This is a genomic window from Pantoea endophytica (genome assembly GCF_002858935.1).
GTDB lineage: Bacteria > Pseudomonadota > Gammaproteobacteria > Enterobacterales > Enterobacteriaceae > Pantoea > Pantoea leporis.
This window is the reverse complement of the sequence record NZ_PJRT01000005.1, coordinates 697,752-711,881: the sequence shown is the minus strand read 5'-3', so window position 1 is coordinate 711,881 and position 14,130 is coordinate 697,752. Positions and strand designations below refer to the sequence as shown.

The window sequence follows — 14,130 nt, the reverse complement described above, 5'->3', positions numbered from 1 at the left end:
TCTCATGCTGACTCCCCAACAGCAGGCGGACGCACGCCGTTACATGGGCTATCCGATGCTGGGTGATACCACTCCCGACGATCGCTCAGATGTGGCGTACGCACAGGTCACCTCCGGACGCTATCAGACGCTGGCGCATCGACTGAACACGCTGCGGGATGAGGAGGAACTGATAGTTGCAAGTTTCCTCATTACGCTGGCGGGGCTGGAGAGTGGCATTGCCCGCGCTGCGGAAAATCTCGATACGGATAAAGCAGCAGTATGGCAGCGCAACCGATCTGAAGTGGCCGATCGCACATGCCTCTACAACCAGTGGCGACGTCAGTTGTGCGGCTTGCTGGGCATCACTCCCGGTCCTTCGCTGGGCGATAGCTCAGCACGACTGGTCAGGAGCTGATATGGATGCGTTACAGCTTTCAGCCAGGGTAAACATGGGTAATCGCAAGGCAGCAAAACGTCTTGGCTGTATCGCACGTCATTACCGGGCATTGAACCCGTTCAGCCCGCTCAAAACGGGACCATTGCAGGTGCTTGCGGCGTCCTTCACGACTGATTACGGCTACATGCGCGCTGCGCGTTTTGGTCAGGCCGCCCGCATTGGTATTTTTGATGCAACCGGATTTAAAACGGGTGATATCCTGGCCTCAGATGAAGAAGGTACATTTTATGTGGCTGCCATGCCTCTGTTGCAGCCCATCCTGTGTGTGAAAGCAGAACGGCTGATTACTTTACGACGCACCACTGCAGCCCCGGCGAGTGGAGGGTTACAGGATTACGGAGGGACGTCTGCAGCGGATGAAAAAATTATCATGTCTGACTGGCCTGCGAGTATTCTGCACAATCGAAATGGTGAGCACAGCCCGTTAAAATTGCCCGGTGAAACACGCAGTGCGTGGTACAACATTCTGATGCCGGCCTTCGGTGATCTGCATATTCATCCTGGGGATTTTGTTACAGATGATACTGGCCTGCGCTATGTCATTAGCGGTACCGAACTGACAGAGATGGGCTGGCGCCTGACGGCAATGCGGTTGACTGCTTAAGATGGCCAGTGTTGATGATGTCACTCATTATCTGGCTAAGCGGGTCGCGGACGTGCTTTATCCCGGCGGTCCTCTTTTGCCCTGTATTGTTAATACCTCTGTCAGGATTTATCCCGGCTGGCCGGTGTCAGGCGCATTACAGACAGATACCGAAGCAGGCGGTGCGCACGTCTCCGTGTGGCCTCTGCCATCTGAGCGCAAGGTTAACTGTGCGTTAGGCCGACCCTATCAGACGCTGGCAAAAGGCAAACCTACACTGCAACTAAGGGTAACTGACAGTGCGATTGCAGTTTCGGGAGTTGCATCGTCTATAACGAATGTGCAGATTCACCTGAATGGCAAAAAATTTATCTTTCACTTCCAGACAGGTACAACAGCAGAACAGGTAGTCCACATCCTTCAGCTGAATCTCCCCCATGCCTTTATCATGATGGGTCGGGTCATCATCCCCGTTGTTAATCATTTGAGTATCACAGTCACAACCGCTGGCACTGCGGTCAGGGAGCTACGCCGACAGATTAAAGACTTTCAGATTACGGTCTGGGCACCCACATCTCAGTTGAGAAACACGATAGGCACAGAGATTGATGCTGCTCTGTCAGAGCTTTGTCACATTGACCTTGGCGACGGTGTGCCCGCTCAGATGTTCTATGCACGCCAGTTTGATTCGGATGCTGCTGAAAACTGGCACGTGTACCGCCGTGACCTGATTTTCAGTGTTAATTACGCCACGACTCAGACCATCAGTGCGCCTGAGGTGACGGAGATCGCTGTCACCTTAAATAGCCACAACCTCAGGCATTGATGACTGCCTTTCACGCATCAGCTTCAACCCGCTACCCGCATTACTGATTTATTACGGAGTAATTCTAATGCCGATTTATCCTTCGGGCAGCCTTAACACGTCTGCACTGACGGCACCCGATTTGTACGTGCAGGTCGTGCCGCCCCGCACACAGTATATAAATGGCGTACCCACAGATGGACTGGGACTGGTGGGCGTGGCCAGCTGGGGACCGGTAAACAGCGCATTCCGCATCAGTTCCGATACTGACATGGCTTTCTTTCTGGGATCACCCAGGAATCGCCAGTACGATTTATCCACCGCTGCGGCGATCTCACTGCAGCTCGGCGCCTCGAATCTGAACTGTGTCCGCGTTACCAACGGACGGGATACGTCTGCCAGCGCCATGCTCTTTGATAACGGGAGCAAGGCTTCACTGCTGCTTACGGCACTGTACAGCGGCACGCGCGGTAATCAGATCAGCGCAGGCATCAGTAACGGTACCGCCGTCGGTTCACGAAAGCTCACCATCAGCCTGCCGGGTGTCAGTGCTGAGGTCTTCGATAACCTGAAAGGTGAAGGGGATGCGATGTGGAAAGCCATGGCAGAGGCGGTGAACCACGGGCAGATGAATATTCGCGGTCCCAGCCAGCTAGTCAGGGCAAAAGTCACCGAGTCAGAGGCGACGACGCCGTCACCGGCTACTGAGGTCACCCTGAGTGGCGGTACCGATGGCGTAACAGGAATTAATGACACAATTCTCCTTGGACAGGACGGTATTGATACCCCTCGTAAAGGCATGTTTGCCTTGCGAGGTACGAACTCGCAGGTCATCAACCTGATTGATGTGACGGATAAAAATTGCTGGCCTACGATGGCTGCGTTTGCGGAGTCAGAAGGGGCATATATCATCACCCAGGGCGGTGTTTCCACCGACTACAAAACCCTGTCTGAAGCGCTTAACGGTTCTGGTGTGGATGACTGGCACCTGAAACTGATTGTTGGTGACTGGCCGTTCTGGAAGGATAGCGCCAACGGTATAAACCGCATGATTGCGCCAGCCACCTTCGAAGCGGCGAATATTGCATCCCGATCACCGCATATCTCTACCCTGAACAAGCGTATCCCTGGCATCATTGCCACGGAGCGCCAACAGGCGGGGCGTCCCTATTCTGTACCGGAAATCGGCGCGATTAACTCAGCGCGTCTTGATGTCATCACCAATCCCTGTCCGGGCGGCCATTATTTTGGCATGCGCTCGGGGCGGAATACCTCATCCAACCCGACCCAGAATGATGACATTTACACCCGCATGACCAACTTCCTGTCGCTGACGATTGCGGCAAGCTTTGGGGGCGTGGTGGGTGACAACCAGACGGTGGATTTGCGCCGGGAAACGAAAAGCACGCTGGAGTCATTCCTGTCAAACCTGGAAGGGGTGAAGATGATCGGCGATCCGAACGGCGGGCCGGCTTTCTCAGTGCGCCTCGATGCGACCAACAACCCGGATTCCCGCGTTGCGCTGGGCTATATGACGGCCGATGTGCAGGTCAAATATCTGAATGTGGTGCGCTATTTCCTGGTGAATATGGAAGGGGGCGGCAGCGTGGCCATCTCCGTCTCAAACGACTCACACCGCTAATGCTGCTAATGCTGCTAATGCCGCTGCACTATTAATCCGGAGATAAACCATGCCAACCCTTGGCTATACCGTGGGCCGCGATATCGCGGTTGATATCAATACGCACACGGGCAAGCTGCGCATTCCCAAAATCATGAGCTTTGACTCAAAGCCGCAGGTTTCGACACAGAAGATTACCCCGCTAAACGGCATTACTGATGAATTACAAATTCCGGTTGGCTGGCATGGGACCATCACGGCTGAACGTATGGATGCCACGCTGGATGACTTCTGGGCGAAGTGGGAAGACAACTACTACAACGGTATTGATCAGCCGCGCGGCACCATTACCGAAACCATTACTGAAGCGAATGGCACAGTTAGCGTGTATCGCTATGAAGGGGTGTCATTTCACCTCACCGATGCCGGCAACAAGCAGGGTGAGAAAACCGTCAACCAGACGCTGACGTTCACTGCCAGCCGTCGTAAAAAAGTTAACTGAGGTTACTGAGTGAAAGTCACAGTCCATGAAAAACCGAGATCTGATGAACCTTCGGTTGCTGTATCAAATCAGGTAACTGACACTCGCGGTCGCGTTATCCGCTATCGCGAGCTTGACCCGTTACAGGAATCACGTCTGATTCTGGCAATTGGCGCGCAGGCCGCAATGAACCCGGTTTATGTGAATGTGTATGCCATTCCTGCAGCGCGGGTCTCAGACATTGATGGGGATGAGTACGCCATTCCTCAGACGCAGGCTCAGGTAGATGCCATGATCAGCATTCTGGGGCGCGAGGGCATGGACGCGCTGGCCACCCAATTTTTCCCGACCGGAGACTGCAATCAAGGTGATGACATTCCCAGGGCCGCCACAAAAAACTCGCCCTGAACCCTGATTTTCGCAGTCGTTGCTGGCTGCTGAAGAACGGGGTTCCATTCTCAATGGTTTTTGATGTGACAGAGATGGTGATGCACGAACGGCACGCGATGGCGATCGTCTTTTCGGAGCTGGAAGGGGCACAGTTCAACTGGCAGACATGGGCCTGGGAGAAACAGACGTGAAAGAGTTAGAAGGATTCCTCGGTGCGGCACTGCAATTTGCGGCGCTGGAAGTCGCGCTGCACAAGCGACTGGCTGACGGACTCGAAGACGTCGCAGAATCTATCGCACAGACCGCGAAAGATGAAATCGGTTTTTATCAGCCGGCGGTCGGTCCTTTTCAGGACTGGGCTCCGCTGGCTGAGAGTACCGAAGCGGACAAGGCGAGAAAAGGCTTTCCACTGGAAGCCCCGCTTCTGCGTACCGGTGAGTTCCGCGATACGTGGGAGCATGAGATCAGTGGTTTCGAGGCGGTGGTGGGTTCAAAAGATAAAAGAGCTCTCTGGTTTGAATTCGGTACCGTCAATATGCCTCCTCGTCCGGTGCTTGGCCCGGCAGTCATCCACAATGAGCGCACTATCCGCCGGATACTGGGGCGTGCTGCAGTTACGGGTATCACTAAAGGCACAGCCATCCACAGTGTTCTGGGATATGACCGCCAGATATAAATCCCGCCAAGAAACTTCATCGCCAAACTTAAGTCAAATTAGCGCCTCAATGTCATTACGGCCAATAGTTGACCTTCTCACGGGGCCGGCCGATGAACTGTTTCGGGAGTAATTATGCTGAAAGCCCTGATTGTCCCAATGATGTTACTGCCTGCTTTACCTGCACCTGCGCAGATTGTTTCCATCGCACCAGGTCACATCCATCGCGTGCCTGCTCCGGAGCTGGTGGCATATACGCCCGAAAGGGTTCCGGAGACGGAGGCATTAATTCGCAGCAACCTGCTTGATGATCCGCATTCACCGCGAGTCGGGGCGCTGCAACCGGCGCTGACGCTGGTATGTTTTACCGATTACAGTTGCAAAGCCTGTAAATGCCTGGATGAAAAACTGCATCGGTTGCTGGCGCAGCATCCTCAGCTGGCTGTGACTTACAAATTCAGTCCATCCATGTTTCAGCCACTTAACCCTTCGCGTATGGCTCTGACCTTATGGGAACAACAGCCCTCAAAATTTGAGGCCTTTCATCGCTATCTGATGCGTTATCAGGGCTTACTGGATGATTACAGTATCCGGAATGCAGTCCGCTCTGCAGGCTCAACCATTTATCAACTCAGCCCGGATGTCACGCATACACTGGCGCTGAACAAAGCATTGATGAAAAAACTTAATATCACCCACACGCCCGCGACCCTCATTGGCGACACAGTTTTGACGGGCGATGTGCCTTTCAGTGAACTTGAAGAGGCGTTGAAGCGCGCGCAGACGGAAACATGATGAGTGAATACGAACGGAAAGCATTTTTGCGGAAAACTTAATGCTGTCAGTGTCAGCTTATAGTCTCGGCATTTTTCGGGGCGAAAGAGTATGAACTCATTATCAGTATTATCTTTACTGGCGCTGACGATGGTTGGCGCTGGCATGGATGCGAATGACAGTGAAACCTACTACGGAGACAGCTGGGACAACACCATGGCTAAAATTCATGGAACATGCACACGTGTAACATGCCCGCCAGGTACACGCGTCGAAGTGGATGTGGTGCCAGGCGATACCGGTATCGCAGAAACCTGGGACAGAAAGGTCGTCGAACTGCTTAACCTGGTCGGAGTGACGTTCGTGGTGATGGGCACAGATGGACACTCTTCGTCTTCGTGGGTACTGGCGCCCGGCGGTGTGGCCTACAGCATTCAGTGGATGTTCCTGAAAAAAGTGGACGATAAGAAAACACAAGGCTGAAAACAAAAAGCCCGGGAGTGGTGGCAACCGGGCTGGGCACAATCCTGTGCCAAAGAATTCCTATAAGAGCATGGCCTCATTACAGGGAAGTAAGAGACGACTAGAACTTAGTTTGTCTAATGGGGATTGCCTAAGAAGCGATAGCTAAAGTCCAAACAAAAGATAAAATAAACCCGGCCGTAGCCGGGTTTTAATTAGATCAAATTACATCCGCAGACTGGGATTGGGAACACGCGCGAGTTTTTGGGGAATTTCTTCTTACCGTTCTTATCAACAACATAAGGACGGAAGATAACTTCGCAGGTGTTACCACATTTACGACAAACAGTAGTCGGCATAGGGAATACCTCACATCACTGTAAACCCGAACAGTGTTGTAAACGGTTGGGAGACCCGTTATTCTTCGCCTGCTAACGCAAAGTGTAGCGGGGGGTTTGCCTCCATACACACCGGAGATACGGCAAATATCTCCGAACCAATTAAGCCCCGCGGCAAACGGGGCTTTTTTTACGTCTTTTGAGTGTAAATTTTCAATACCGAAGAGATTCTATCAGCCTCTTCACGTGTTAAATCATCGGGAACCCCAGCGATGGTTACTACCACCCCCGATTGAGGTCTTACAAGAATAGGGATAGTAAAGGTGCCCTTGACTGGCGCTTCAGTAGCTGTTTCATTTACTGCCTTATCATCTCTCATCACAGGTAATTCCTCTTGGCCAGTTCCAATTGAATCCTCTCCCAAATCCAAAGTGGATTTCGAGTGCTGCCTGTAAGGAATTGAATCACCCTTTTGATAGGCTATGAATTTCTTAACTGCACTGTCCATGCGGCTCTTGTATGAAGTAATACTGTTTCCATTTGGAGTAGGAGACGTTTCATTCATATAACGTTCCGCCAACTCTTCAACGTCCAGCAAACTTACATCAGCCATCTCATTGTCTCTAACGACAGTGAGTAATCTCGCTGTTGAATTCTTCAGGTTACGTGCGGTTGCATCTTTCACCAAATCGAGCGTTGGAAGGGCTTCCAGAAATTCTTTGAAAGCACTTACGCTTAGGTTGACGTCGCTCATGATGATTCCACCTTCAATTATGACTTGATTTAAGTCTAACCTGAAGTCTCACTGCGCGCAATAATGATCAATCCTTTTTTTTGATTTTCTACTTTGAATGGGGTTGGTGAGCATAAATAACTGTATGTATATACATAAAGATCAGTCATATAGATCATTGACTGCGATGAAATCATTTTGATTCTTCTATGCTTCGCACCACAAATAAAAAACAAATGATTATATGTTGCTGATAACATTATGAATTTAGAGTCCTATAAGGTCGCCGTCAGGCTCAGTCTGACTGAAAACATCTCCGCTGGTTTACTGGCTGTCTCCCGCAGGTTTGCAGACACCCACCAGAAGGCTGCATTGTTTCAGACGCAGATGAAACAGATCGGGAGAATGACGATTGCTGGTGGAGGTCTGACATCTGTTAGCCTGGGTATTACAAAGGGACTGGATGCAACCCTTAAGGCTGCACGAGACCTGGTGCGCGCTCAGACTGATTTCCGCACGCTTAATCTTTCAGCTCAGGACAATGCCGCAGTGACGGGTCAGGCGCAGTTGCTGGCACACCAGACGCTGGGTACCACGATTGCAGGTAATATTCGCCTGATTCAGGACCTGCATACAGCCTTTGGTGATCTGCACCATGCCGTTGAGACCGCGCCAGAATTTGCCCGCTATGAAGCGACAGTACGTATGGCGCTTGGTAAAGGCGCAACTGACGGACTGGTCAATGCCGCAGCGAAGGCTTTAGAGCACCGTGGCGGTGCGGTGATTAATGATCCCGCCCGATTCCTGAATGAGCTGTCAATGATGTCTCAGGTACAGCTTGCATCACGCGGGCGTGTCAGCCCGAAAGACTTTCTTGCCGCCTCGCAGACGGGCAAAGCCGCTTATATGATGCTCGATCCGCAATATCTGTATGGTCAGTTTGCAGGCCTGATGAGCATGGACAAAGGGGGAAATAAATCCGGTACCGCGCTTATGACAGCATTCAGTTCGCTGATTGGTGGGCACATGGACCGGAAGGCAAAGGGTTTGCTCGCTGAAATAGGCATGCTGGAAGAGGGTGTCAGTCCTGTACGACTGAAGATGATGCGCGAAGCTATGCGCAACATGTCGGCTGAAGAGAGGGATTTATACCGGCAGAGTCTTGGCAGTGAGTCCGTTACCAGTGGCGGTCTGAAGCCGGAGTATGCGAGGTTGTTTTCCCGCCCCGATAAACTTGCTGCCGTGATGGCGGATAAAATCCGACAGCGTTACGGCAGCGGGCTTACCGATGATGAAGTCGGAAACATGCTCGGTGAATACCTGAACCGTAACGCCGGACAGTTTTATGGCCAGCACATTAAGAATGCCGCCAAGCTGAGCAAAGACGCCACGGTATTCCACCGTGCGCAGAGTTACAGCGCTGCTTACGACACTTATCAGAATTCACCTGACGGTGCCGCTGTTGGGCTCACGGCTGCCTGGACCAACCTGAAAGCCATCCTGGGCATCCAGCTGCTGCCCACGGTAACCAGCCTGACGTTGGGACTTACACGATTTATCGACAAGCTCAGCCAGTTCGCCGAAGACAATCCATGGGCCACCCGGATTGCGGCTTACTCTGCGACTGCGCTCGCGGGTCTGACACTGCTGTCCGGTGGCATTCTGTTGTTAAGTGCCACCATTGCCGGAACAAGGCTGGTGGGCAGTCTCGGCGTTATAACTTCTGTTGCCGCCATGCTGGGTGGTCCGGTGACGCTGGCCATCGCAGCAGTTGCAGGTGCCAGCGTACTGATTTACAGCAACTGGGCACGCGTCCGTCCCGCGCTTACGGGAATGTGGAGAGAGTTCAGCGAAGTGGGCAGTACCACCTGGTCCGCAATAAAGGGAATGGGGCAGCATTTCATTGGCTGGTGGGAAGGCATTGAGAGCAGGGCGGATAATTTCGGCGAGCGCGTGCAGTCAGGCTTTAACCGGTTGTTTGACTACATCACCGGCCTGCTCAACAACCTGCCTGGCGTCAACATTCCGACAACGGCTCAACGCCAGCTGAAAAAGAGCGCGTACACACTGTACGGTGATATTGAGGCCATAACCCGTGGCACACACGCCCCTGCAGGCCATTCGGCATTAGCGATCGCCATGTCAACGCAGGGAAGATATAAGGGTGGGGTAGATTATGCTAAAGGTATGCAGAGCTTGCATCGCGGTAATGACGTCCCGCCAATACCAGAAAGAATTCAGCAGATGGTTCAGGTTCACAGCAAGGTCTATCTGGACAAAAAAGCAGTGGGCGAGGCCGTAACGCAACATCAGGTACGTGAGGCGACTCGTTCATTTGCAGGGACAAGCGCTTTCGATTCATCCATGCAAATGGTTCATCCCGGCCATATCAGCAGTCTCATAAATCCATAGACCCGTTTCGTTTGATCCACTGCTACGTAAAATAATGCTATGAGCGCCAGCCTGCGCGTTCTGGCCTTGATTTGAAGTCCTCTTTGCTGACTGACGTAAGAGCGCGGATGCCGCGAGTTTTCATGTTGAGAAACGGCATGTTGAAGATGGATTATTATTTGGGTTGATGCTCGCTGGTGTATTCGTGGCGGGTATTGATTTTAAAGGACAAACCATGGACATTAGCCTTTCCATGTAGCCACGGGTGCAAATTGCATCATTGATGTCAAAAATAACTTGTTCCGAACACTCCATTATTCTGGAGCGCCCACGATCATTATCGGCAGTATTGAACCAAGTTGAACAACAGATGGAATAACGGAAGACAAGCCCGCAGTCTGGGGCTTGTGAAATCCACTATTAAATTTTTACAAGCGAATAGATTTTCTAGCCCGTGTACTGGCTGGATTACATTTTTTGCAACCACATTCATGTTGCGTGCTCTTGGATAACTCATGTGCCTCAACCAAAGCCCTAACGGATTTTTTCAACTCTTTAACTTTAGCTTGTGCTGAAGTCTGTTCCGGGTCTTTGAGTTTATTCGCGTCACGATAGATTTTATCTAACCTTGCTTTCATATTTCGCCCCTTAAATGGGGTCATCGATTTTTTACAATTATCCTGAATTTTATCTTCAATATTATTCAGTTCTGAGACAACACGCTCGAACTTAGTCATTACAATCTCCTTTTCATGTCAAGAAAAAAACAAAGCCACATAATTTTAACTCTATGATGCTTCAAGTGTTAATAGAATAATCAACCCATTTTTATTGCTTACTTTCATTTTATTAGCAGTGATACCCCAGTTGAGGTAACTGTTTGTACGATCGTTTTAAGTACATCGGTAGTCATCCCTGAAAGCTTTGACCTGGCCGTTTCTTTATCATGTTCGCTCAGGCCTGAGAGAGCAATAAGGTCTTCAAGCACTACAACGGCTTCTCTGTGAAATTTTATGGTCTGAACATTTAGAATTGCTGAAAGTCCTCCATCATGCTGGAGAAAATCAATTCCCTGAACGGTAGCTCGCATGTTGTCTAAGAAGCTATATGGATCATCGCTGGTTCTGTTTCTGATAGAAATCAGGCCCTGCTCCGCTAGGTAGTTGATGTTAGCAGAAAGTTTAATATCGTCTGTATCGACTAATGAAGCATCAAAGTTTATCCATGACGTATAGTCTGGATAAGCATCAACACAAACCAACAGAATTTCTCTCTGTAAAACCCGATCAAATTTCATACTTGAAGATGCCCCGAAAGAGGTTATTTAAGGAGTGAATAAAGGAGTCTATTGTTAAGTAAATAATGGGGTCTCAGTGACAATCCTCCAGAATGTAACTCATTTCGCACAGGGTATCGACCCGACAGTCACTCGTTTGATGTTGGGTGAATTCGAATTCCTGGACTTAGAAGTTCCCGAGCGCATCGCTGTTCCCGGCAAACAGAAGACAATCCAGCATCAACTTATTGGCGGCAGGCGCATCATTGATGTGCTGGGCACTGAGTACGAACCGCTGGCCTGGTCTGGAGTTATCACCGGCTTGCAGGCCAGCGAACGCGTTAGTGCTCTTGAACGGATTCGGGACCAGGGGCGACCGATAGTGCTCACTTTCGACGATTACCGCTTTACTGTGATCGTCACCCGTTTTGCGCCGGTTTATGAGTATATGTGGCGTCGCCCGTATTCCATTGAAATGGTGGTCATCAGCAATGATGGTTATCCCGACAAAGTTGATGCACTGACGGGCGCATTGCGGGGGCTGATTGACAGTGATCTTGGGCGCGCGCTGGGCCTGTCCAGTATGATCAATATCGATGCTGTCACCAGGGCAGTAAAAGATTTACATAAGGCGGTAAAACAGATTACGGACTTTGCCCATGCTACCGTCGCGCAGATTCAGTCTGTAATCAGACCCCTCATTGCCGCCCGTAATATTATCCAGCATGAGCTGGCATTACTGGAAGCCGCTGCCGGCGATATCACCTCACTCGGTGGCCTGGTTCCAGGTAATCCGGTATCAAAAACTGTGAGTAACCTGCTTATCCATCTGGACTGCAGCACGCGTATTTTAGCGTTGTATCGGTTACAGGAAGTGCTGGGAAGACTGAATAAAAACGTCAGAACAGGTCAGTCTGCGGAGGGGGTTAAAGCCGTTACCCTTGCTGGAGGCAATCTTTATCAGGTGGCATCAGAACAGTATGGGGATGCATCAATGTGGACAAGAATTGCCGAAGCTAACGACCTGACCGATCCGCAACTGAGCGGTATCAACACTCTTCAAATACCCTCAGGAACGACGAGCTAACTATGGACGTCAACGATCCTCTTTTTTTATCCAGCGCCCGCCAAATCAGCGGGCGTTGTCTTTTAAATGGCACTGACGTGCCTTTCATATCGTTTAGTGTTGAGGCTCATGCCTTTCGCGGCGCCGGGGCGTTTGATCTGACGCTGGCCATCACAGCTCTGCCAGCCGCCATGCAGATGCTGAACTGGTGGGCAGTGCAGACGACTATCCGGGTTGAACTGTTCATCTCGGTCAGCACGCGAGCAGGCATTGATGAGAAGAAGCACATCACTGGCAACATTGATACCTGGCACTTCGAACCCGCGCGCTTTGTGATATCGGCTGAAGGACGTGACTTTGCCGCAAAGCTTATTGATGCGAAGACCACAGGGGAAAGCTTTAAAAACCTGACCAGTTCACAGATAGCTACCATGCTGGCCAAACGGCACAGCCTGACGCCGGTTGTTACCGCAACCAGCAGGCGTGTTGGCGAATTTTACCAGATTGATACTGCACACCTGACAGGTGAGCAGACGGAGTGGGACCTCATCACAACGCTTGCGGCCATTGAGAATTTCTTGGTTTACGTGGATGGCGACAACCTGCACTTTGAGCCGAAACGGGATCCGGCTGAAGCTGAGAACTATGTCATTCGATGGCAGCCTCCCGGATTGCTGGCGTATCCACAGTGCAATACCTCCGACGACCTGTCGTTTTCACGCGCGCTGACCATTTCCCGAGGGATTACGGTTGAGGTGCTGAGCTGGAATGCAAAACTGAAAAATAAGCAGTTTGTCGTGTCCTTTCCGGCTTCGGCTAAAAGTATCGCACCAGGAAAAGCCACATCCCAAAAGCAGGTCTATCGGGTCATCCGCAACGGGTTGTCAGAAAAGGGTGCTCACGCGCTGGCGCAATCCATTTACCGGCAAGTGGTACAGCATGAGATGAAGTTCAGTGGATCCATGGCAGGAGACAACTTGCTTATGCCGGGCACACATGTACGTATTGAGGGTACACAGAGTCATTTCGACCAGATTTACCACTGCGATCGGATACGCCGGACGCTGAGCTGGGAAACGGGGTACACCATGGACATATCAGGGAAAAACCACAGCCCAGCGCTGGGAGTCTGGCTTTGAGAGCATTACTGAATATCATTGCGGCGACAGCACACCAGAGTGCCGCCGGTGAAAGTGGCACACGCCAGGGCATCATCACTGCCTATGATCCTGACCATTACGCTGTGAAGGTTCAGTTGCAACCTACGGGTGAAGAAACAGGCTGGATATCACTGAGTTCTCCCTGGGTAGGCAATGGCTGGGGCATGGCCGCTGGACCGATGATCGGTGCAGTGGTGGAGATTGAGTTTGATAGTGGTCTGACAGGCGTCGGCATGGCAGCAGGGCAGTTTTATAACGATGAAGACCGTTGTCTTGGGCCGCCATCAGGCGAGTTCTGGCTGATGCATAAGAGTGGCTCCCTCCTGAAATTCCTGAACAGCGGTGAAGTTCTGCTGAGTGCGAAAATTAAGCTCACCTTTAACGCACCGGCGCATCACTTTATCGGCGGTGATGTGACGGTCGATAAAAACCTCAGGGTCGTTAAAGACATCTTCGACAAAAACGGCAGGTTTGGATCGTTACATCGCATCCGCATTGTTTATGGCGGTCATACCCACCTTGAAAAAGGTCGGGGTAACCGTACTGACCCTCCCGAGCAGCAGATTAAATCAACGCGGGCGCCTTAGTTCATGTACGACATCTATCACTTTACAGGCGGCGACCTCGAGGAGGCGCCAACTGGAGACCTGCGCACAGTTAAAGGAAGCGAGCGCACTAAGCAACGAATATTACGTCGCCTTCTGACTAATCCGGGCGACTACGTTTTTCACCCCCAATATGGCGCCGGACTGGCAAAAAAAATTGGTGAGACGGTTAACCCTGGAGAGTGGAAAGCGCTCATCACCGGGCAGATGCTACTGGAGGAATCGGTGGACAGTAATCCACCGCCGGCAATCAGGCTGACAACCATTGAAGGTGGGGTCAGTGTCTCAATTGCGTACACCGACGCCACGACCAAGGTCAATGAATCTCTCCATTTCGACGTCACGAGGTAA

17 protein-coding genes are annotated in these 14,130 nt (G+C 51.3%); 14 read left to right on the top strand and 3 right to left on the bottom strand.

Features of this window, described 5'->3' with window-relative positions; translation table 11 throughout:
- Positions 1-4: 4 nt before the first annotated feature.
- The 9 genes from PZBJ_RS05775 to PZBJ_RS05735 all read left to right on the top strand — a co-directional run bounded on the left by PZBJ_RS05775 (position 5) and on the right by PZBJ_RS05735 (position 6,231).
- Positions 5-397, top strand: coding sequence for a hypothetical protein (locus PZBJ_RS05775; protein WP_101761617.1), 393 nt, complete (start codon positions 5-7; stop codon positions 395-397).
- Between the two features lies 1 nt (position 398).
- A complete protein-coding gene (locus tag PZBJ_RS05770) occupies positions 399-1,043 on the top strand; it encodes a hypothetical protein (RefSeq protein ID WP_101761616.1) in 645 nt (214 codons plus the stop codon).
- A 1-nt stretch (position 1,044) separates the two neighbouring features.
- Positions 1,045-1,848 carry a hypothetical protein gene (locus PZBJ_RS05765; RefSeq protein ID WP_101761615.1) on the top strand — a complete coding sequence of 268 codons (804 nt, stop codon included), beginning with the start codon at positions 1,045-1,047 and terminating at the stop codon, positions 1,846-1,848.
- Between the two features lie 67 nt (positions 1,849-1,915).
- Complete coding sequence (locus tag PZBJ_RS05760; RefSeq protein WP_101761614.1) at positions 1,916-3,469, top strand: phage tail protein; 1,554 nt, start codon at positions 1,916-1,918, stop codon at positions 3,467-3,469.
- A 49-nt stretch (positions 3,470-3,518) separates the two neighbouring features.
- Positions 3,519-3,950 carry a hypothetical protein gene (locus PZBJ_RS05755; protein WP_008101697.1) on the top strand — a complete coding sequence of 144 codons (432 nt, stop codon included), beginning with the start codon at positions 3,519-3,521 and terminating at the stop codon, positions 3,948-3,950.
- A 9-nt stretch (positions 3,951-3,959) separates the two neighbouring features.
- Entirely contained in the window at positions 3,960-4,337 is a 378-nt protein-coding gene (locus PZBJ_RS05750; RefSeq protein ID WP_101761613.1) for a hypothetical protein, read from the top strand.
- 169 nt (positions 4,338-4,506) lie between these two features.
- Complete coding sequence (locus PZBJ_RS05745) at positions 4,507-4,995, top strand: phage virion morphogenesis protein (RefSeq protein WP_101761784.1); 489 nt, start codon at positions 4,507-4,509, stop codon at positions 4,993-4,995.
- 114 nt (positions 4,996-5,109) lie between these two features.
- Positions 5,110-5,769, top strand: a complete 660-nt coding sequence (locus tag PZBJ_RS05740) for a thioredoxin domain-containing protein (RefSeq protein WP_101761612.1) — start codon at positions 5,110-5,112, stop codon at positions 5,767-5,769.
- Between the two features lie 90 nt (positions 5,770-5,859).
- Positions 5,860-6,231 carry a hypothetical protein gene (locus PZBJ_RS05735; RefSeq protein WP_101761611.1) on the top strand — a complete coding sequence of 124 codons (372 nt, stop codon included), beginning with the start codon at positions 5,860-5,862 and terminating at the stop codon, positions 6,229-6,231.
- A 507-nt stretch (positions 6,232-6,738) separates the two neighbouring features.
- Here PZBJ_RS05735 and PZBJ_RS05730 read toward each other — a convergent pair.
- Entirely contained in the window at positions 6,739-7,302 is a 564-nt protein-coding gene (locus tag PZBJ_RS05730; protein WP_101761610.1) for a hypothetical protein, read from the bottom strand.
- 240 nt (positions 7,303-7,542) lie between these two features.
- Between PZBJ_RS05730 and PZBJ_RS05725 the strand changes: the two genes are divergently transcribed.
- Complete coding sequence (locus PZBJ_RS05725) at positions 7,543-9,693, top strand: hypothetical protein (RefSeq protein ID WP_101761609.1); 2,151 nt, start codon at positions 7,543-7,545, stop codon at positions 9,691-9,693.
- Positions 9,694-10,100: 407 nt separating this feature from the next.
- Here PZBJ_RS05725 and PZBJ_RS05720 read toward each other — a convergent pair whose 3' ends face one another.
- Positions 10,101-10,409, bottom strand: coding sequence for a hypothetical protein (locus tag PZBJ_RS05720; RefSeq protein WP_101761608.1), 309 nt, complete (start codon positions 10,407-10,409; stop codon positions 10,101-10,103).
- A gap of 104 nt (positions 10,410-10,513) precedes the next feature.
- A complete protein-coding gene (locus tag PZBJ_RS05715) occupies positions 10,514-10,969 on the bottom strand; it encodes a DUF2513 domain-containing protein (protein WP_240632882.1) in 456 nt (151 codons plus the stop codon).
- 76 nt (positions 10,970-11,045) lie between these two features.
- Between PZBJ_RS05715 and PZBJ_RS05710 the strand changes: the two genes are divergently transcribed.
- The 4 genes from PZBJ_RS05710 to PZBJ_RS05695 are packed head-to-tail and all read left to right on the top strand — an operon-like array spanning position 11,046 to position 14,130.
- Entirely contained in the window at positions 11,046-12,035 is a 990-nt protein-coding gene (locus tag PZBJ_RS05710; RefSeq protein WP_101761607.1) for a LysM peptidoglycan-binding domain-containing protein, read from the top strand.
- Positions 12,036-12,037: 2 nt separating this feature from the next.
- Positions 12,038-13,153: a phage late control D family protein gene (locus PZBJ_RS05705; RefSeq protein ID WP_101761606.1), complete on the top strand. Its 1,116-nt coding sequence runs from the start codon at positions 12,038-12,040 to the stop codon at positions 13,151-13,153.
- On the top strand, positions 13,150-13,761 hold the full coding sequence (locus PZBJ_RS05700) for a phage baseplate assembly protein V (RefSeq protein ID WP_101761605.1): 612 nt from the start codon (positions 13,150-13,152) through the stop codon (positions 13,759-13,761). The genes PZBJ_RS05705 and PZBJ_RS05700 overlap by 4 nt, the downstream gene beginning before the upstream one ends.
- Before the next feature lie 3 nt (positions 13,762-13,764).
- Positions 13,765-14,130: a GPW/gp25 family protein gene (locus PZBJ_RS05695; RefSeq protein ID WP_101761604.1), complete on the top strand. Its 366-nt coding sequence runs from the start codon at positions 13,765-13,767 to the stop codon at positions 14,128-14,130.